We start from the raw sequence: 20,047 nt of genomic DNA on the forward strand, positions 1-20,047 counted from the left end.
TGCTATAATGAAAATAACTTTAAACGAACAGGGATGTCGCACACAATGGATTATTCATTTGCGCCGGCATCCTTGTCTTTTCATTATGGAAGTTAGAGGTGACAGCATGGCAAAAAAGCGAAAGACAAAGAAACAGGCCAAGTTGAAAAAACAATTGAAAGTCGAATTACTTGGTCTCTTATTCATATTACTCGCGGTGTTCGGAAGCGGTGCCAGCATAATCAGTGATGGAGCCATACCCGGTGGGCTGGAGCATCTTTTTCAATTCTTCTTCGGTGTATGGTATTTTGTAGCATCGGTTTTTCTCCTTGTGCTGGGATTATTTTTGATGATCAAAAGAAAGTGGCCGGCATTTTTACATAAGCGAATGGTGGGATTTTATATCATCTTCCTTTCCACGATTCTTTTCACGCACATCCAGTCGTTTGAAAGTATTCTTGCAGATTCTGTACAGCCATCGATTTTGAAAACAACGTGGGAGCATTATTTTTCTTATTTGGACGGTAGTCTGCCGTTTTCCATTATTGGCGGCGGAATGACTGGAGCCGTGTTATTTGCCCTTACTTATTTCCTCTTTTCAGCAGCAGGGGCTAAAATTTTATCAGTGTTTGGGATTATCATCGGGATAATTTTTCTTACTGAATGGTCACTTGGAAGCTGGTTGGAAAGTATGTTCAGCAGGTTCCTTGCATTTGTCCGGAATCAATGGGAGGCTGTCAAAACCAGCAGGGTGACAAAAGAAAAAGCACCGAAGAAAAAAGACAAAAAGAAGAAACAAATAGCCGATAACGAGGAATTCCCGGATGAAACAGAACCGGAAGTAGCAGGAATCACAGATAGCGAAGAGCCGATCATCCAGGATTTTACCGATATCGCTTATTCTTCTGAAATGACACAGCAGCAGGAACAGGGAGAGCCAGCTGCAAAAATAGAAGCAGAGGAAAAAGAGGAGGATCAATTGACCCAGTCATTACCTATGACGGAAGTAGAGAACAAAGATTATCAATTGCCTAGTATGGACTTGTTAGCAGAGCCCACGCATAACTCTCAGTCGCAGGAACGCTCTCAAATCCAGGCCACGGTAAAGAAACTGGAAAAGACGTTCCATAGTTTTGGAGTAAAAGCCAAAGTTACCAAAGTCCATGTCGGTCCGGCTGTTACAAAATATGAAGTATATCCTGATGTGGGGGTAAAAGTAAGTAAAATCGTCAACTTACATGATGATCTTGCCTTAGCGCTGGCAGCAAAAGATATCCGTATTGAAGCTCCGATTCCAGGAAAATCTGCCGTCGGAATCGAAGTACCTAACACAGAAGTAGCGATGGTTTCCTTGCGGGAGGTTTTAGAATCCAATTATGCCAAGCAGGGTCAGAAACTTGGATTTGCACTCGGACGTGACATTTCGGGTGATGCTGTAATAGGGGAACTGAATAAAATGCCCCACCTCCTGGTAGCGGGTGCTACAGGAAGCGGGAAAAGTGTATGTATCAATGGTATTATTACCAGTATATTGATGCGCGCGAAACCGCATGAAGTAAAAATGATGATGATTGACCCGAAAAAAGTGGAATTAAATGTCTACAATGGCATCCCGCATTTGCTTTCTCCGGTTGTGACAGATCCAAAAAAAGCGGCAAGGGCCTTGAAAAAAGTAGTGGCTGAAATGGAACGCCGTTATGATTTATTTTCAGATACAGGGACAAGAAATATTGAAGGCTATAACGAATATATCAAAAAGCAGAACCAGGACACGGAGGATACACAGCCGCAGCTGCCGTATATCGTCGTCCTGGTTGATGAACTGGCCGACCTGATGATGGTTGCTTCGAATGACGTGGAGGATGCCATCACCCGGCTTGCGCAAATGGCACGTGCAGCCGGCATCCACTTGATTATTGCTACCCAGCGTCCTTCGGTTGACGTCATTACCGGGATTATTAAAGCCAATATTCCATCAAGAATTGCGTTCAGCGTATCTTCACAAACAGATTCCCGGACAATCCTTGATTCAGGTGGTGCTGAAAAGCTTCTTGGCAGAGGGGATATGTTGTTCATGCCGGTAGGCGCTTCGAAACCGACTCGGGTACAGGGTGCTTTCCTATCTGATGAAGAGGTTGAACGAATTGTCAATTTCTGCGTCGAACAGCAGCGGGCGCAATACCAGGAGGAAATGATCCCTGAAGAAGAAAGCGAAGTAAAGCAGGAAGTGGATGATGATCTTTATCCGGAAGCGGTTCAATTAGTGATTGAAATGCAAAGCGCAAGCGTCTCAATGCTTCAAAGGCGATTCCGGGTCGGTTATACGAGAGCGGCGAGATTGATTGATGCCATGGAAGACAACGGAATAGTTGGCCCATATGAAGGCAGTAAGCCGAGGACTGTACTTGTATCACAAACCAGTGAAGAACAGCAAAGTTCGTAAACGATTTATACTCGTTTTGCTTAATTACAAAACAAAATCCTATGCCTGTTTAAAACCGGGCATAGGATTTTTTTACAATAAATATGTCCAGGGTGAAAATAGACCTAATTAATCACACTAATCCAAAAAGTTGTGTCTTATTTAGTAAAAATACGAAAACACTATTTATTTATGACTAGTTTAGTGGTATATTATTTTCTGACAAGATGTGTCGAACGTCAGATGTCAGATCTCATACGTTAGGAAAATTGGAGGGAAATCTATGTCAATAAGACAGGACACCCGTCATTTGTATTTACAGGTAATCGAACAGGTGAAACGGGATATTGAAAATGGTATCTATAAAGAAAAAGAAAAACTGCCATCTGAATTTCAACTCTCCAAAAAGCTGGGGGTTTCCCGGGCAACATTGCGTGAAGCTTTAAGAATACTGGAAGAAGAAAACATAGTGACACGTCGACATGGGGTAGGTACCTTTGTCAACCCTAAACCCGTGTTTTCATCAGGTATCGAAGAATTGATCAGTGTAACAGCGATGATTCAGAAATCTGGTATGACTCCTGGGACTCAATTTCTATCTACAGATTTCATTGAACCTACAGATGAAGACAAATCACGCTTTGAACCCACCATTATACATAGTCTAGCACAAATCGAGCGGGTGCGGACGGCTGATTCTCAGCCAGTGGTTTACTGTATCGATAAAATTCCTGATGGTCTTATTCCTGTTAAAGATGTATTAGAGAGAGATTCCATTTTTGACAGTCTGGAAGAATATGCTAGCAAACGCGTAAGTTACGCTGTTACTTATATAGAGCCAATCGGATATCATGATCGGATTTCTCCTGTTTTAGAATGTGAACCTGAACAATCACTGCTTCTACTGAAACAGATGCATTACACAGAAACGGATGAGCCTGTGCTCTATTCATCAAACTACTTCCGGGCAGACAAGTTCAGTTTCCATGTTCTACGAAAAAGGGTGTAAGCGATTTCACGAGTAATGATGTGTGCAACAGATATTTTAGGAGGTGATGAGCGGCGAATAAAAACTTATGAAAGCGGTTTAAATGGATTTTTGCCAATTTTATTACTATTAGGGGGTAATTATTTTGAAAAGTCGTCGTTTTCTATTAGTTTTTTCATTATTACTGGCGCTCGGTATGATTTTGGGAGCTTGTGGATCTTCTGAAGGCGGTTCCAATGAATCTGATGGCAGCAATGGCGGGAATGGAAATAGTGAAGAAGGTTCTAAGGATGATTTCTCAGTTGCAATGGTTACGGACGTTGGGGGCATCGATGATAAATCATTCAACCAGTCCGCATGGGAAGGTTTACAGGCTTTTGGAAAAGAAAATGGCATGGAAAAGGGACAAGGCATCGATTATGCCCAATCTGCAAGTGATGCTGACTATAACACGAACTTGAATCGTTTGGTGCGCAGTGACTACGATCTGATTTTTGGAATCGGCTTCTTACTTGCTCCAGCAATTGAAGAGGTAGCAGATCAAAATCCAGAAACCAAGTTCAGTATTGTTGACTCCGTAGTTGAAAAAGACAACGTGGCGAGCATCGTATTTAAAGAGCATCAAGGGTCTTTCCTTGTTGGTGTAGCAGCTGCCATGAAGACAGAATCTGATCAGGTAGGCTTTATCGGTGGTGTAGATAGTGATTTGATTAACAAGTTCGAAGCAGGCTTCCGTGCTGGTGTCAAATCTGTCAATCCTGCCATTGAAGTGAAAGTTCAATATGCTGGTGCATTCGATGCGCCGGATGATGGTAAAGCTATCGCTTCTAACATGTATTCTCAAGGTGTAGATGTAATTTATCACGCTTCTGGCGGTACAGGTAACGGTGTGTTTGCACAGGCAAAAGACCTTAAGCAAAATGATCCAGAGCGTAATATATGGGTGATCGGTGTGGACCGTGACCAGCATGAAGAAGGTCAAATCGGTGACATGAACGTTACTTTGACTTCTATGGTCAAACGTGTAGATATCGCAGTCCAGGATATCTCCACAAAAGCGATGAACGGCGAATTCCCTGGTGGTGAAGTGGTAGAATACGGACTTGAAGATGACGCAATCAGTGTCGCAACGACAAATGAAGAGGCGATGACCGAGGAAATCAAAACTGCTGTTGAAGATTGGAAACAAAAGATCGTCGATGGTGAAGTAGAAGTACCAAGTACACAAGAGGAAGCAAAATCATTTATAGATTCCCTATAAGTTTTCATGGAAAGGTTGGGGCACCAGCCTTTCCTTCTCTTACATAAAAAAACATCAAATGAAAAGCAGGAAGCCCTTTTCATTTGGTGTTTTTAAAGTAAATAATCTATTTACTTATCTATCTATTAAACAATGGTTTACGTTCGATAAAGAAAGTGGGGGAAACCATGGATTATGTTATTGAAATGTTAAACATCCGAAAAGAATTTCCTGGGATCGTCGCAAATGATAATATTACACTTCAAGTGCAAAAAGGTGAAATCCATGCCTTGTTAGGTGAAAATGGTGCGGGAAAATCTACATTGATGAATGTTTTATTCGGTCTGTATCAACCTGAAAAAGGTGAAATCAAAGTACGCGGGGAAAATGTGAAAATCAGTGACCCCAATGTAGCCAATCGACTAGGTATCGGAATGGTCCACCAGCACTTCATGTTAGTCGACAAATTTACGGTCACAGAAAACATCATTTTAGGAAGCGAACCTAAAAAGAAAGGTACCGTTGACCTGAAGAAAGCGGAAAAAGAAGTGGAGCGGCTGTCTGAACTTTACGGTTTGAAAGTCGACCCTAGAGCAAAAATCCGTGATATTTCTGTAGGGATGCAGCAGCGTGTCGAGATTTTAAAAACCTTATACCGTGGTGCGGAAATTTTGATTTTTGATGAGCCGACAGCCGTATTGACACCACAGGAGATAAAAGAACTTATTGAAATCATGCGTGCTCTGATAAGAGAAGGTAAATCTATCATTCTCATAACTCATAAGCTGAAAGAAATCATGCAGGTCTGTGATCGATGCACAGTTATCCGAAAAGGAAAAGGCATAGGTACCGTTGATGTTTCTACCACTAATCCAACAGAACTGGCTTCCCTTATGGTGGGTCGTGAAGTCACTTTCTCCACGGAAAAAACACCTGCCAACCCAAAAGATGTAACACTATCTATCAAAGGGTTATCTGTAAAAGATACCAGGCATGTAGAGATGGTTAAAGACCTGAATCTTGATGTCAAATCTGGAGAAATTGTAGGGCTTGCCGGGGTGGATGGCAACGGGCAATCGGAATTGATTGAGGCGATTACGGGTTTACGAAAATCAGCGAGCGGCTCAATCCATTTAAATGGAAAGCCAATTACCAATTTGACACCACGGAAAGTTACAGAAGCAGGTATCTCACATATCCCCCAGGACCGGCACCGATTCGGTTTGGTGCTGGATTTTCCAGTTGGAGAGAACATGGTCCTGCAAACGTACAATAAAAAACCATTTTCCAAAAAAGGTATCCTCAATTACAAAGAAATCTATAAAAAAGCAGAATCTTTGATTGAAGAGTACGATGTGCGTACGCCTTCTGTCTATACGAAAGCCAGAGCGCTGTCAGGAGGGAACCAGCAGAAAGCGATCATAGGCAGGGAAGTGGACCGTTCTCCTGATTTGATCATTGCCGCTCAACCAACGAGGGGACTGGACGTAGGGGCCATCGAGTTCATTCATAAGAAACTAATCGAAGAGCGGGATAAAGGACGGGCTGTACTGCTTTTATCCTTCGAACTGGATGAAATTATGAACTTGAGTGATCGGATTGCAGTAATGTTTGATGGGAAAATCGTATCAGAAGTGAACCCTGAAGAAACGACAGAACAAGAACTCGGTTTGCTGATGGCTGGCAGTAAACAGCAGAAAGCTGGTGGGCAGTAATGTTTTCAAATCGCTTAGTTAATATACTGATTCCTATTGTATCCGTCTTTCTCGGTCTTTTAGTTGGCGCATTCATCATGCTTGGCTTTGGTTATAACCCATTCCTTGGCTACCTGGCCCTATGGAACGGAGCTTTTGGGGATTCCTACTTTTTTGGAGAAACCCTGAGACAGGTGACCCCATATATTCTATCCGGCTTGGCTGTGGCTTTTGCGTTCCGGACAGGTTTATTCAACATCGGTGTAGAAGGTCAGGTCATTGTGGGATGGCTGGCCTCCGTATGGGTTGGTCTGGCAATTGATGCACCGATGATCATCCATTTGCCGCTGGCGGTATTGGCAGCAGCTTTGGCTGGTGCGGCGTGGGGTTTTTTACCAGGTCTATTAAAAGCGAAACTTGGTGTCCATGAGGTTATTGTTACGATTATGATGAACTACATCGCGCTATATACTTCCAACTCTTTGGTCCGTAATGTTATAAGTGATGGAAAAGACCGTACAGAACGAGTTCCTGAAACGGCATCACTGACTTCGGAATGGCTGGCATCACTTACGCAATATTCCAGGTTGCATTACGGTCTATTGATTGCTTTATTTGCAGCTGCAATCATGTGGTTTCTACTGAATAAGACTGCAAGGGGCTATGAGCTTCGTGCAGTCGGTTTCAACCAGGATGCCTCCAGATATGCGGGCATGAATGTCGGACGCAATATTATTTTATCCATGGTCATCTCAGGTGCTTTTGCCGGGCTCGCAGGAGCCATGGAAGGTATCGGTACTTTCGGCTACCAATCTGTAAAGGGCGGTTTTACCAACATCGGATTTGATGGTATCGCCGTTGCCTTGCTCGGTGGTAATGTTGCAATCGGTGTCGTGCTTGCTGCATTCTTATTCGGTACTTTGAAAATCGGAGCATTGAACATGCCGACAGGTGCAGGGGTTCCGACTGAGCTGGTGGATATTGTCATTGCGATGATTATTTTCTTTGTCGCATCCAGTTATATGATTCGCTGGTTCCTATTAAAAGTTAAAAAGGAGGGGAAATAATATGGGATTCCTGGATATTCTGCAGTCAATCATCGGCCCGGCTATCTTCTTCTCAGCCCCTCTGATTTTCACCGCCATAGGTGGTGTGTTTAGTGAAAGGTCCGGTGTTGTAAATATCGGGCTAGAAGGACTAATGGTTATGGGAGCCTTTGTCGGCATAGTTTTCAACCTTACTTTCATAGACACGCTCGGTTCCTGGACACCCTGGGTTTCCATTTTTGTAGCGATGATTGTGTCAGCAATCTTCGCTATCATCCATGCTGTGGCATCCGTTACTTTCCGTGCTGATCAGGTAGTCAGCGGGGTAGCCATCAACTTTTTAGCCTTGGGTCTAGGGTTATTTTTGACAAAACAATGGTATGGCAAAGGGCAGACAGATATGGTTGACAGGCCTTTTTATACCACAGATGTACCATTCCTGGCTGAAATCCCGATTATTGGAGAACTGTTTTTCTCAGGGATGTACTTGACTTCTTATCTAGCAATCGCAGTCGCGATCCTGGGCTGGTATGTATTATATAAAACTCCATTCGGTCTGCGGCTTCGTTCAGTGGGAGAGCATCCGATGGCTGCTGATACGAATGGTATCAATGTTTCAAAGATGCGTTACATCGCTGTCATGGTGTCAGGTGCGATGGCAGGTCTCGGCGGTTCGGTTTTCGCACTTACGATTGCGCTTAACTTTTCTCATTCTACAATTGTAGGACAAGGGTTTATGTCTTTAGCTGCAGTCATCTTCGGTAAGTGGCATCCGCTTGGAGCCATGGGAGCGGCGTTGTTCTTCGGTTTTGCCCAAAGTCTGAGTATAATCAGCTCAGGTGTTCCATTATTACAGGATGTACCGCAGGTCTTCTTATTGATAGCACCTTATGTCCTGACGATCTTAGCGCTGGCTGGCGTCATCGGCCGTGCCGAATCGCCTAAAGCGATTGGTACGCCATACATCAAAGGAAGCCGCTAAACAAGAAATTCACCCGGGCATAAAAACCCGGGTGAATTTTTTTACATTTCAAAGGTTATCACGTAGGATAATAAATGGAATGAATTTTTTTGAATGGATAAATATAGGTTGAATAGTAAAAATAAGAGAAGCAGATTGAATGAGGAGGACTGGATGATGAAGATAAATAAAGAAAAAATGTTAGAAAAGAAAGGGTATCGGTTACATATCCTTCCCAGTAAAAAATACAAAACGATTAACATAGTAGCAAAATTCAAATCCGACTTGAAGAAAGAGTGGATGACAAAGCGGGCATTGCTGCCAATGGTGCTGCAGAAGGCGACCCAAAACCATCCCGGACCGCGCCAGCTGCAATCCGCATTAGAAAATCTATATGGAACAATTTTGAGCAGTGATGGGACCAAAAAAGGCGAAAACCATGTCATCAGTTTCCGAATGGAAGTTGCCAACGAAGCTTATTTAAATGATCAGACACCTTTACTGGAAGAAGCTCTTCGTATTTTCCATGATGTCCTCTTCAACCCGAAAATCGAAAATGGAGCCTTTGATGAGAAAATATTCAACCGTGAAAAACAGACATTAGAGCAAAAAATCACCTCCATTAAAGATGACAAAATGAGTTATGCGAACATGCGTCTGATCGATAACATGTGCAAGGAGGAGCCTTATTCTTATCATGTCCATGGTTATCCGGAAGACTTGAATAAATTGACCGCTGCTGACTTATATGAATATTATCAATCATTCATCAAAAACGACCTGCTGGATGTATATGTAATTGGGGATTTTGATGAGAGTGGAACAGAACGTTTGATGGATAAGTATTTTACAAGAGAGTCAAGTAACGATACAACTATAAGCAATAGTTCAACTGTTCCAAAGGTTGAGGAATCACAAGAAATCATTGAAGAAGATGAACTGAACCAGGGTAAACTCCACATGGGCTTCCGTACGCATACGACATTTGGCGATAATGACTACTATGCTTTGCAGATTTTTAATGGACTTTTCGGCGGGTTCCCGAGCTCCAAGTTGTTTATGAACGTAAGGGAAAAGCATAGTCTTGCTTACTATGCTGCATCGAGATTTGAAAGTCATAAAGGTTTGCTGCTTGTATTCAGTGGTATCGCCCCTACTGATTACGATCAGGCAAAAACAATCATTCTTGAGCAAGTGGAAGCCATGCGAAAAGGTGAGTTCAGCGAAGAAGAAGTGGAACAGACAAAAGAATTGGTGATCAATCAATTGCTGGAAACGATGGACAGCGCACAAGGTTTGATTGAAATCCTTTACCACCAAGTATTATCCGGTCATATGATTGAAGCCGAAGAGCTTGTTAATAATATTCGCTACGTCACAAAGCAGAACGTTGTCGATATGGCCGCTAAAATCGAATTGGATACCATTTACTTCTTGACCAGCAAAGGGGGAGAACAATAATGAAAGAACTCGTCTACAATCAGCTAAAAGAAAAAATATATACAGAGACTTTAGATAACGGGTTGAAGGTCTTTTTATTAAGTAAACCCGATATGGTAAAAACATTCGGCATCTTTGCGACGGATTACGGATCAATCGATCAAACATTCACTCCAATCGGTAAAAGTGAAACAGTCACTGTTCCTGAAGGCATTGCTCATTTTTTAGAGCATAAACTATTCGAAAAAGAAGACAGGGACGTTTTTCAGGATTTCACCAGGCAAGGTGCATCCGCGAATGCATTTACATCATTTACAAAAACAGCATACCTTTTCTCGGCTACAAGCAATATTGAAAAGAATCTGGAAACGTTATTAGACTTTGTGCAAGATCCTTTCTTTTCTGATCAATCCGTAGAAAAAGAAAAAGGCATCATAGCTCAGGAAATTAAAATGTATGATGATCAGCCGGATTGGCGTGCATTCTTCGGTACGATCCAAAGTCTTTTCCACGACCACCCTGTCCGCGTGGATATTGCCGGTACTGTCGAGTCAATCGAAGAGATTACGAAAGAAGATCTTTATACATGTTACGAAACGTTTTATCATCCTTCCAATATGACTTTATTCATAGCAGGGAATTTCAACCCGGAAGATATGATGAAGCAGATCAAGGATAACCAGAACTCGAAAGAATTCGCAAATACACCATCTATCCAGCGTTCTTATCCTGAAGAGCCGGAGACAGTTGCAAAATCTTATGAAAAAATAGAAATGCCTGTTACTACGTCGAAATGCATGATCGGTATCAAAGAAAAAGTCGCAGGATTATCCGGAAAAGAACTTTTGAAGGCAGAACTTTTATCCAGCATGATTTTAAGCCACTATTTTTCAAAGAGTGGGGAGTTTTACGAAGAGTTGTATGAAAACGATTTGATTGATGACAGTTTCCATTACGAAACAGATCTTGATCGCCAATTCGGTTTTACAATTTTAGGCGGAGATTCCAGGAAGCCTGATGAACTGGCAGAACGGGTAAAAGAAATGCTTCATCAATTGAAAGAACGTGAAATAGCCGCAGAAGATTTCGACCGCATGAAAAAGAAAAAAATCGGTCAGTTCTTACGGGCGATGAATTCGATGGAGTTCATTGCCAACCAGTTCTCCCATTATCACCTGCTTGGTATTGATTTGTTTGAGGTGCTGCCTGAAATTGAGTCCCTGACCACAAAGGATGCAAATGAATTTTTGAAAGACTGGATCAATGAAGAACGAATCGCCGTTTTCCAGGTAATCCCACAGCAAGCTGGCTGAGAGAAAAGATGAGTCATAACATTTTAATAATGGGCGCAAGTGGGGATATTGGCAGTGCTATTACCCGAGTCCTGGCGGAGCGGGATCAACATGTGTTTCTGCAGTACCACTCGAACGAAAATTCAATCACACAACTGGAGAATTCCATTCCGAAAGAGCAGTGGCTGGGCGCTGTAAAAGCAAATTTGGAGACTTCAGCCGGTATCCATGATTTTCTGGAGAACCTTCCGATTCATATCGATGGGGTAGTGTTTGCGGGTGGCAGTGCTTTGACAGGGTTGTTTCAGGATATGACAGAAATGGATATGGATCAACTCTTCCACCTCCATGTCAAAACGCCCTGGCTGGTTACCCGGCACCTTCTTCCCAGTATGGTAAGGCAGAGGTATGGGCGAATTATCCTTCTGTCTTCCATTTGGGGAGATATCGGAGCGAGCATGGAAGTGTTATACAGTTCCGTCAAAGGTGCTCAAAATAGTTTCGTGAAAGCCTTGGCAAAAGAAACTGCCAGAAGCGGCATTGCCGTGAATGGGGTCAGTCCCGGGTTCATCGATACAAAAATGAATGGGGGATTCAATGATGAGGAGCGGGCTTCCTTATTAGAAGAAATTCCTTCCGGTCGGGCAGGAAGACCGGAAGAAGTGGCTAAAGTAGTTGGTTTTTTATTAAGCGAGGATGCCAGCTATATCAACGGAGAGATCATCAAGGTCAATGGAGCCTGGAGCTGACGCAATTATAAAATTTTTCCTCCTATTCCTTCTTTCGCGTATAATATTTCCCATTTTTCTTAAACTAAGGGTGTATTTTAAACAAAGGAGGAAACAGTATGTCTGTACTTGACAACTTTGATTCATGGAAAGATTTCTTAGGTGATCGTTTGCACCAGGCGGAAGGAAAAGGGATGAATCAAAACGCCGTATCGGAGCTTGCATATGAAATTGGCGGATATCTGGCAAAGCAGGTCGATGCAAAAAATGACCAGGAGGCTATCCTGCGTGATCTATGGAATGTGGCTGATAAAGAAGAACAGCACGCCATCGCAAACATAATGGTGAAACTAGTTCAAGATCAGGGTACCCAACGCTAAATAAGGAACTTACATCGAAAGTCGCGCTGATGCACCAGCGCGGCTTTTGTCTGATTGTGTTCGTTTTTCCTGTTAGCATGGCTTGCAATAGGACTAATTGTGGAACTATCCAAAATATATAAACACTCCTTTTCTAATATATGAAAATCATTTATTATAAAAGTAGGGTTGAAGCTGTGTGGATTGACTGGTACATAACATTTGATTCCAGAGGAGTTGTAATATGGAGAAAAAAGAATGGTATCTGGAATATGAAATCCAATATAATCGACCAGGTTTATTAGGTGATATCTCTTCTTTATTAGGGATGCTGGCGATTAATATCATTACGATCAACGGTGTCGAAAATTCACACCGCGGCATGCTGTTGCTGTGTAAAAATGAAGAGCAGATTGACCGATTAAAATCGATTGTAAAAACCATGGACACCATCAAAATCACGAAATTGAGACGTCCTAAACTTCGTGATACATTGGCGGTGCGTCATGGCCGTTATATCCATAGTGATGTTGACGACCGGAAAACATTCCGGTTTATTCGTGAGGACTTGGGATTACTGGTTGATTTTCTGGCAGAGCTATTTATGAAAGACGGTCATAAACTCGTTGGAATCAGAGGAATGCCCCGGGTCGGCAAAACAGAATCTATCGTCGCTTCCAGCGTATGTGCCAATAAGCGCTGGCTGTTCGTATCCAGTACGCTTCTGAAACAAACGATCCGAAGCCAGTTGATTGAGGATGAGTATAGCGAAGATACACTATATATCATAGATGGAATCGTTTCGACTCGACGAGCGAATGAAAAGCATTGGCAATTAGTACGTGAAATTATGAGACTGCCGGCCACGAAGGTTGTTGAGCACCCTGATATTTTCGTACAGGAGTCCGAATATAAAATGGAGGATTTCGACTATATTATTGAATTAAGAAATACAGAAGATGAAGAAATAACTTATGAGACAGTAGAAAAGCCAGAACTTTCACCAAACGATGGTTTTTCCATGTTTGATTTTTAATAGTAATGGATGGTGTTATACATGGAGCTCGGTACTCGCCTGCGAGAAGCGCGAGAGTCAAAAGACTTGTCGTTAGAAGATATCCAGCAAGTCACTAAAATACAAAAACGTTATCTTCAAGCTATAGAAAAAGGAGATCATAGTGTTCTTCCGGGAACATTTTACGCCAGGGCATTCATCCGCGAATACGCTGCAGCAGTCGGACTAAGTCCCGATGAAATTATGGAAGAGCATAAAAATGAGCTCCCTGCGTCTCCCGAGGAAAGTGCAGTAAGCTATAATCGGATGCAGCGTTCCAAAGAAGAAGCATCTACTTCAAATGGGAGTTTTTCGAGAATTTTCCCTACAATAATTACAATCATTTTAATAGGAATCATTATTTTTGCAGCCTATTTTTTCCTTTCTAAACTCGATTCAGGAAATAATGATGAAACGGTTCAGGAGAGCAAGAGCGGAGATGAAATCATCGTTGAAGACTCCAGTGGAGAAAGTAACTCAACGAAAAATGGCGGAGAAAATAAACAAGGCACCGATTCCAAGGATGAAAAGGCAAAAGAAACTGAAACCCAAAGAGACGATGCCGACCAGAACGATGAAGAAGCAAAAGAAGTATCGGCGAAAGTGACGGAGACCGGCTCCGGAAGTTTCCCACAGCATACCATAGAAGTGTCTGAATCAGAAGAACTTGAGTTGACAATAGAACTGAATGATACCAGCTATTTAGAAGTAAAGAAGGGGCCTGATGGAGAAACATTCATTCCTAGTATAGAATATGGAAAAGATGATTCCCCGATTACCATCGATATAAGTGATGAAAAACAGGTTTACATCAAAACCGGTTACGTCCCGGCTGCCACGATAAAACTCAATGGGAGAAAGATTGAATTCCCGGCAGATAAAATGCAGCAAAAGCTTCTGCTTAAAGTAGCAGAATAAACGATGCTATAGAAGCTGTTCCAAAGGAACGCAAGGGGTGACGGATGACCCCTGTCACATTTCTTTCTGGAACAGCTTTCATCATGCAGGAAGCAATTTAGGAGTGTGTTAACAATGAATATACCAAATCGAATTACTATTTCACGAATTTTGTTGATCCCTATTTTCATTATTCTTATGAGTGTTCCTTTTAATTGGGGTAGTATCGCTATGGAGGGACGTGAGCTTCCGGTTTCCCACCTGGCAGCTGCAATCCTTTTTATCATCGCTTCAACAACGGATTGGGTTGATGGCTATTATGCCAGAAAGCATAATTTAGTCACAAACCTTGGTAAATTCCTTGATCCGCTTGCGGATAAACTGCTTGTTTCTGCAGCTTTGATTTTATTAGTAGAGCAGGGGCTGGCTCCCGGCTGGATTGTCATCATTATTATCAGCAGGGAATTTGCAGTTACTGGATTGCGGCTTGTAGCGGCAGGGGAAGGTATCGTTCTTGCAGCGAGTAATATGGGTAAGTGGAAAACGACCTTGCAAATTGTTGCTATATCCGCATTACTGCTTCATAATTGGCCATTTGCTTACACTGGTTTTCCATTTGGAATCATCACCTTATACGCAGCAATGATCATCACCGTGATTTCCGGTTATGATTACTTTTCTAAAAACTGGCATGTGATGAGGGATTCAAAATAATGAAAACAGTAAATGCAGAGATCATTGGAATTGGAACGGAGTTATTGCTGGGTCAAATCGCGAATACAAATGCGCAATGGATTTCCGCACAGTTGGCGTCTCAGGGGATCCATGTTTATTTCCATGGAGTTGTCGGTGATAATTTCAACCGTTGTGTCGAAACTTTCGAATCAGCTCAGAATCGTTCCGATCTGGTTATTGTAACTGGCGGCTTAGGGCCTACGGAGGATGACATGACGAGGGATGCAGCAAATAAACTGTTTGGACAGACGTTGCTGGAGGATGCTGAAAGTTTGAAGCGCGTCGAACATTTCTACCAAAAAAACAATCGGATCATGTCTCCGAACAATCGTAAACAGGCACTCGTGTTTGAACATGCAAAGGTCTTGCAGAACCATGAAGGGATGGCTCCCGGAATGATTGTGGAGCATGGGGGTGTGCTTTGGATATTCCTCCCTGGTGTCCCTTCTGAAATGAAGTACCTGATGGAAAAGCACGTACTACCTTATTTATGTGATTACTATGATTTAAACACGGAAATAGTTTCTGAGATGCTGCGATTTATCGGGATCGGAGAGTCCCAATTGGAGCACGAGCTTCAGCATATGATCAGCAGTCAGACGAACCCTACAATCGCCCCTTTAGCTTCAGAAGGAGAAGTAGGCTTAAGACTGACTGCGAAAGGGGAAACAAAAGAAGAAGCGGAAAGTATGATTGCTTCCCTGAAAAAGCGCATTTTAGATATAGTCGGCCAGTATTATTATGGGTCGGATGAAACGACTATCCAGCAGAAAGTTATCGAACTCTTAAAGAAGGAACAGTTAACGATAGCAGCCGCCGAAAGCTTAACAGGCGGGCGGTTCACAGATCAGATGGTCAGTGTCCCCGGCGCTTCCAGTGTCTGTGAAGGAAGCATGGTCACATACACACCTGCCATGAAAGAAAAACTGCTTGGCGTGCCCGGAGATCTCATCAATACCTTTGGAACCATCAGTGAAGAATGTGCCATGTCTATGGCTGTAAATGCCCAGCGATTGACCAGTAGTGATATCGGTATCAGTTTCACAGGAGTAGCAGGCCCGGATGCAGGCGAAGGTAAGGAACCAGGGACTGTTTTCATTTCCATTCGCATCAAAAAGGATCAGGAACTGGTAAGGAGATTCCATTTTAATGGGGGTCGCGAAACTGTACGTAATCGGGCAGTGAAGAAAGGGTATGAGTTACTTTTTCATAAGTTAAAAAAAGGTTTTTCGAGCTCTGCCCATGGGCGATAATTCTTGTTTCCTCCAGGTAAATATCAAAAGTCACCTGGTGCAAATCATAAAAAAAGGGAACATTCATTCGCTTTTTAGTTGGCAAATCGTTCAAAACAAGTTATCATTAGGATAGCAAAGCTGAAAGGGGAATATTATGAGTGATCGTAAACAAGCGTTAGACATGGCGCTTAGACAAATTGAGAAGCAATTCGGAAAAGGCTCTGTTATGAAGTTGGGTGAACAAGCCGAACAGAAAGTTAATACGGTGCCTAGTGGATCACTGGCACTTGATGTTGCACTTGGTGTTGGCGGATATCCACGCGGGCGTGTCGTTGAAATATATGGTCCGGAATCATCCGGTAAAACAACTGTTGCACTTCACGCGATTGCAGAAGCTCAACGCAATGGCGGACAAGCGGCATTTATCGATGCCGAGCATGCATTGGACCCTGTGTATGCACGGAATCTCGGTGTTAATGTAGATGAACTCCTGTTATCGCAGCCAGATACAGGAGAGCAGGCTCTGGAAATTGCAGAAGCACTTGTACGTAGTGGTGCGGTCGATATGGTGGTAGTCGATTCTGTAGCAGCCCTGGTTCCAAAAGCTGAAATCGAAGGGGAAATGGGAGACTCCCATGTCGGTCTGCAGGCTCGTCTTATGTCTCAGGCATTGCGTAAGCTTTCCGGAGCAATCAATAAATCGAAAACAACCGCTATTTTCATCAACCAAATCCGTGAAAAAGTCGGTGTCATGTTCGGTAACCCGGAAACTACACCAGGCGGCCGGGCACTGAAGTTCTACTCTTCTGTACGTCTGGAAGTGCGCAGGGCAGAAACATTGAAGCAAGGAAATGACATGGTCGGAAATAAGACACGGATAAAAGTAGTCAAGAACAAAGTTGCACCACCGTTTAAGCAGGCGGAAGTCGATATCATGTACGGTCAAGGCATTTCAAGTGAAGGTGAATTGATTGATATCGGTTCAGACCTTGATATTGTCCAGAAAAGCGGTTCGTGGTATTCCTATAACGACGAGCGTTTGGGACAGGGACGTGAAAATGCGAAGCAGTTCCTGAAAGAAAACCCTGATATCTATCAAGCTATCAATGATCAGATCCGTAAGCATTATGGTATGTATGAAGGAGAGGATGACGAAGGTTCCAAGAAAGCGAGTCAGGAATCTTTAGACGTATAAATCGTGAGAAAAAGCAGCGCATTCCAATAAGCGCTGCTTTTTTATATGGAATGATTACAAGGTGTCCAGCTCATGCGTACAAAAGCCATAACCAGTGCTGAAACCGGGAATTTTCTTCCAGGAAGTGTTGAAACATAGGGGCATCAGTATCTATCAGGAAGATAAATTTGACGATTCCTTGACATTACCATTACACAAGCTTAAAATTAACGTGTATCATTTTCATTTTTTTATACACCTAACAAACAAATTTTGTCTGAAAATGAAACGTATGTACATGCCGACAAATTGTACAATTTCATAGCAAGAGGAGGTGAAATCATGGATAATTTGGTATCCCTGCTCATCTTCATTTTGCTTGCCCTGATCGTCGGTATTGTTGTTGGTTATCTCATTCGGAAATCCATTGCGGAAGCGAAGATTTCAAGTGCTGAAGAATTGGCGAAACAGATTGTTGATGAAGGACGTCGTAATGCTGAAGCTGCTAAAAAAGAAGCACTTCTGGAAGCGAAAGATGAAAATCATAAGTTTCGCCAGGAAGCAGAAGACGAAATTCGCGAACGCCGCATGGAATTACAAAAGTCAGAAAATCGTTTAATGCAGAAAGAAGAAAACCTTGACCGTAAGAGCGAAACGCAAGATAAGCGTGAGCTTACGCTCGAGAAAAAAGAGGAAACTCTTGCCGAAAGACAACAACAAATTGAAGAAATGGAAAGCAAAGTGAAAGCTATGCTGCAAGAGCAACAAACTGAGCTTGAACGCATTTCCGGCTTAACTTCAGACCAGGCTAAACAGATCATTTTAGAACGTGTTGAACAAGAAGTTTCTCACGAATCTGCTCTCATGATCAAAGAAGCAGAGAATCGTGCCAAAGAGGAAGCGGATAAGAAGGCGAAAAGCATTCTTTCACTTGCCATGCAACGTTGTGCCGCTGATCACGTAGCAGAAACGACGGTATCGGTTGTAAACCTTCCAAATGATGAAATGAAAGGACGGATCATCGGTCGTGAAGGTCGAAATATCCGGACTTTGGAAACATTGACTGGAATCGACTTGATTATAGATGATACTCCGGAAGCTGTCATTTTATCAGGTTTTGATCCGATTCGTAGAGAAACTGCCCGGATAGCTTTAGAGAAATTAGTACAGGATGGAAGAATTCATCCAGCACGTATCGAAGAGATGGTCGACAAATCTCGTCGTGAAGTGGATGAATATATTAGGGAAGTTGGTGAACAGACTACATTTGAAGTAGGTGTCCACGGCTTACATCCTGACTTGGTAAAAATTCTTGGCCGTTTAAAATATCGTACAAGCTATGGTCAAAATGTTTTAAAACACTCCATGGAAGTAGCGTATCTCTCAGGACTGCTGGCAGCAGAGCTGGGGGAAGACGAAACATTAGCCCGACGTGCCGGCCTACTGCATGATATCGGTAAAGCGATCGATCATGAAATTGAAGGAAGTCACGTAGAAATCGGTAAAGAACTGGCAGTCAAGTATAAGGAAAATGAGGTTGTCATCAATGCTATTGCCTCCCACCATGGGGATGAAGAACCGACATCGATCATTTCAGTACTAGTAGCTGCTGCTGACGCTTTATCCGCAGCACGCCCAGGTGCCAGAAGCGAAACTTTGGAAAACTACATCAAACGTCTGGAAAAACTGGAAGAGATTTGTGAAGCTCATGAAGGAGTGGAAAAATCTTTTGCCATCCAGGCAGGACGTGAGGTTCGGATTATGGTGAAGCCAGACGAAATCGATGATGTTACAGCTACAAAAGTAGCACGCAGCATCCGTAAACAGATTGAGGATGAGCTTGACTATCCTGGTCATATCAAAGTAACCGTGATTCGGGAAACGCGATCCGTTGAATATGCTAAATAAAGTGGCCCTAACCGGCCACTTTATTTTTTGCATTTTGACATGGACAGTCCCTTATGTGAAACTGAATCTGAATATAGTGCAGAAAGGATAAGATTATGAAAATACTTTTTATTGGTGATGTTGTCGGATCACCTGGAAGAGACATGGTACAAGAATACCTGCCGAAATTAAAGGCGAAATACCAGCCTGCAGTAACCATTACCAATGGGGAAAATGCAGCTTCAGGCAAAGGGATCAATGAAAAAATATATCGCAGTTTCCTGGAATGGGGGGCGAATGCAGTAACTTTAGGCAATCATGCCTGGGACAAAAAAGAAATCTTTGATTTTATTGACGATGCCACTTATATGGTCCGTCCGGCCAATTATCCGGAAGGGACTCCGGGAAAAGGGATTACATTCGTAAAGACCAATCATGGTGAGGTAGCAGTACTTAATCTGCAGGGACGAACTTTTTTGTCTCCTAACGATGATCCTTTTCGCAAGGTGGATGAATTGATAAACGAAGCTAAGAAACGAACGAATATCATTTTCCTCGACTTCCATGCGGAGACCACGAGTGAGAAGCAGGCTATGGGATGGTATGTAGATGGAAGAGTCAGCATCAATGTCGGTACACATACCCATGTGCAAACAGCGGACGAACGGATACTTCCAGGGGGAACTGGCTATATCACAGATGTAGGTATGACCGGCCCGTATGATGGAATTCTCGGTATGGATCGGGAAGCAGTAATCAAACGTTTCCTTACAAATCTTCCGGTGCGTTTTGAAGTCCCGAAAAAGGGAAGAAAACAACTAAGCGCAGTCTTGGCGGATGTAGAGGAAAATACCGGAAAGGCCAGGAAAATACAACGGATCATGATTAACGACGACCACCCTTTCTTCGGCTGATT

17 protein-coding genes are annotated in these 20,047 nt (G+C 42.8%); all 17 read left to right on the plus strand.

What is annotated here, in order from left to right; all coding sequences use genetic code 11:
* Window positions 1-106 precede the first annotated feature (106 nt).
* Window positions 107-2,422, plus strand: coding sequence for a DNA translocase FtsK (locus P855_RS0106660; protein WP_028782837.1), 2,316 nt, complete (start codon window positions 107-109; stop codon window positions 2,420-2,422).
* Window positions 2,423-2,684: 262 nt separating this feature from the next.
* A complete protein-coding gene (locus tag P855_RS0106665; RefSeq protein ID WP_028782838.1) occupies window positions 2,685-3,410 on the plus strand; it encodes a GntR family transcriptional regulator in 726 nt (241 codons plus the stop codon).
* A 124-nt stretch (window positions 3,411-3,534) separates the two neighbouring features.
* On the plus strand, window positions 3,535-4,650 hold the full coding sequence (locus tag P855_RS0106670; RefSeq protein WP_028782839.1) for a BMP family lipoprotein: 1,116 nt from the start codon (window positions 3,535-3,537) through the stop codon (window positions 4,648-4,650).
* Window positions 4,651-4,817: 167 nt separating this feature from the next.
* Window positions 4,818-6,344 carry an ABC transporter ATP-binding protein gene (locus tag P855_RS0106675; protein ID WP_028782840.1) on the plus strand — a complete coding sequence of 509 codons (1,527 nt, stop codon included), beginning with the start codon at window positions 4,818-4,820 and terminating at the stop codon, window positions 6,342-6,344.
* Entirely contained in the window at window positions 6,344-7,390 is a 1,047-nt protein-coding gene (locus P855_RS0106680) for an ABC transporter permease (RefSeq protein ID WP_028782841.1), read from the plus strand. Before P855_RS0106675 ends, P855_RS0106680 begins: the two co-directional genes overlap by 1 nt.
* A 1-nt stretch (window position 7,391) precedes the next feature.
* A complete protein-coding gene (locus tag P855_RS0106685; protein WP_028782842.1) occupies window positions 7,392-8,351 on the plus strand; it encodes an ABC transporter permease in 960 nt (319 codons plus the stop codon).
* Between the two features lie 156 nt (window positions 8,352-8,507).
* The gene (yfmF, locus tag P855_RS0106690) at window positions 8,508-9,791 is read left to right on the plus strand and encodes an EF-P 5-aminopentanol modification-associated protein YfmF (RefSeq protein WP_028782843.1); all 1,284 of its coding nucleotides are present in this window, start codon (window positions 8,508-8,510) and stop codon (window positions 9,789-9,791) included.
* On the plus strand, window positions 9,791-11,083 hold the full coding sequence (gene yfmH, locus P855_RS0106695) for an EF-P 5-aminopentanol modification-associated protein YfmH (protein WP_028782844.1): 1,293 nt from the start codon (window positions 9,791-9,793) through the stop codon (window positions 11,081-11,083). The genes yfmF and yfmH overlap by 1 nt, the downstream gene beginning before the upstream one ends.
* An 8-nt stretch (window positions 11,084-11,091) precedes the next feature.
* Window positions 11,092-11,811, plus strand: coding sequence for an elongation factor P 5-aminopentanone reductase (ymfI, locus tag P855_RS0106700; RefSeq protein WP_028782845.1), 720 nt, complete (start codon window positions 11,092-11,094; stop codon window positions 11,809-11,811).
* A 98-nt stretch (window positions 11,812-11,909) separates the two neighbouring features.
* Complete coding sequence (locus tag P855_RS0106705) at window positions 11,910-12,170, plus strand: DUF3243 domain-containing protein (protein WP_028782846.1); 261 nt, start codon at window positions 11,910-11,912, stop codon at window positions 12,168-12,170.
* A gap of 223 nt (window positions 12,171-12,393) precedes the next feature.
* Window positions 12,394-13,185, plus strand: a complete 792-nt coding sequence (locus tag P855_RS0106710) for a DUF3388 domain-containing protein (protein ID WP_028782847.1) — start codon at window positions 12,394-12,396, stop codon at window positions 13,183-13,185.
* 21 nt (window positions 13,186-13,206) lie between these two features.
* Window positions 13,207-14,121, plus strand: coding sequence for a helix-turn-helix domain-containing protein (locus tag P855_RS0106715; RefSeq protein ID WP_028782848.1), 915 nt, complete (start codon window positions 13,207-13,209; stop codon window positions 14,119-14,121).
* A gap of 114 nt (window positions 14,122-14,235) precedes the next feature.
* Entirely contained in the window at window positions 14,236-14,814 is a 579-nt protein-coding gene (gene pgsA, locus P855_RS0106720; protein ID WP_028782849.1) for a CDP-diacylglycerol--glycerol-3-phosphate 3-phosphatidyltransferase, read from the plus strand.
* Window positions 14,814-16,088: a competence/damage-inducible protein A gene (locus P855_RS0106725; protein ID WP_028782850.1), complete on the plus strand. Its 1,275-nt coding sequence runs from the start codon at window positions 14,814-14,816 to the stop codon at window positions 16,086-16,088. The genes pgsA and P855_RS0106725 overlap by 1 nt, the downstream gene beginning before the upstream one ends.
* A gap of 136 nt (window positions 16,089-16,224) precedes the next feature.
* A complete protein-coding gene (gene recA / locus P855_RS0106730; RefSeq protein WP_028782851.1) occupies window positions 16,225-17,265 on the plus strand; it encodes a recombinase RecA in 1,041 nt (346 codons plus the stop codon).
* Window positions 17,266-17,586: 321 nt separating this feature from the next.
* A complete protein-coding gene (gene rny / locus P855_RS0106735; RefSeq protein WP_028782852.1) occupies window positions 17,587-19,152 on the plus strand; it encodes a ribonuclease Y in 1,566 nt (521 codons plus the stop codon).
* 95 nt (window positions 19,153-19,247) lie between these two features.
* Window positions 19,248-20,045: a TIGR00282 family metallophosphoesterase gene (locus P855_RS0106740; protein ID WP_028782853.1), complete on the plus strand. Its 798-nt coding sequence runs from the start codon at window positions 19,248-19,250 to the stop codon at window positions 20,043-20,045.
* The last annotated feature ends 2 nt before the right edge of the window (window positions 20,046-20,047 follow it).

It is taken from the genome of Thalassobacillus devorans MSP14 (assembly GCF_000496835.1).
GTDB lineage: Bacteria > Bacillota > Bacilli > Bacillales > Halobacillaceae > Thalassobacillus > Thalassobacillus devorans_B.

Bases quoted from the DNA above. Each gene is read 5' to 3' on its own strand.
- yfmF (WP_028782843.1), top strand. From the start codon at position 8,508: ATGAAGATAAATAAAGAAAAAATGTTAGAAAAGAAAGGGTATCGGTTA.
- P855_RS0106675 (WP_028782840.1), top strand. From the start codon at position 4,818: ATGGATTATGTTATTGAAATGTTAAACATCCGAAAAGAATTTCCTGGG.
- P855_RS0106725 (WP_028782850.1), top strand. From the start codon at position 14,814: ATGAAAACAGTAAATGCAGAGATCATTGGAATTGGAACGGAGTTATTG.
- P855_RS0106710 (WP_028782847.1), top strand. From the start codon at position 12,394: ATGGAGAAAAAAGAATGGTATCTGGAATATGAAATCCAATATAATCGA.
- P855_RS0106680 (WP_028782841.1), top strand. From the start codon at position 6,344: ATGTTTTCAAATCGCTTAGTTAATATACTGATTCCTATTGTATCCGTC.
- ymfI (WP_028782845.1), top strand. From the start codon at position 11,092: ATGAGTCATAACATTTTAATAATGGGCGCAAGTGGGGATATTGGCAGT.
- rny (WP_028782852.1), top strand. From the start codon at position 17,587: ATGGATAATTTGGTATCCCTGCTCATCTTCATTTTGCTTGCCCTGATC.
- pgsA (WP_028782849.1), top strand. From the start codon at position 14,236: ATGAATATACCAAATCGAATTACTATTTCACGAATTTTGTTGATCCCT.
- P855_RS0106660 (WP_028782837.1), top strand. From the start codon at position 107: ATGGCAAAAAAGCGAAAGACAAAGAAACAGGCCAAGTTGAAAAAACAA.
- P855_RS0106705 (WP_028782846.1), top strand. From the start codon at position 11,910: ATGTCTGTACTTGACAACTTTGATTCATGGAAAGATTTCTTAGGTGAT.
- P855_RS0106715 (WP_028782848.1), top strand. From the start codon at position 13,207: ATGGAGCTCGGTACTCGCCTGCGAGAAGCGCGAGAGTCAAAAGACTTG.
- recA (WP_028782851.1), top strand. From the start codon at position 16,225: ATGAGTGATCGTAAACAAGCGTTAGACATGGCGCTTAGACAAATTGAG.
- yfmH (WP_028782844.1), top strand. From the start codon at position 9,791: ATGAAAGAACTCGTCTACAATCAGCTAAAAGAAAAAATATATACAGAG.
- P855_RS0106665 (WP_028782838.1), top strand. From the start codon at position 2,685: ATGTCAATAAGACAGGACACCCGTCATTTGTATTTACAGGTAATCGAA.
- P855_RS0106685 (WP_028782842.1), top strand. From the start codon at position 7,392: ATGGGATTCCTGGATATTCTGCAGTCAATCATCGGCCCGGCTATCTTC.
- P855_RS0106740 (WP_028782853.1), top strand. From the start codon at position 19,248: ATGAAAATACTTTTTATTGGTGATGTTGTCGGATCACCTGGAAGAGAC.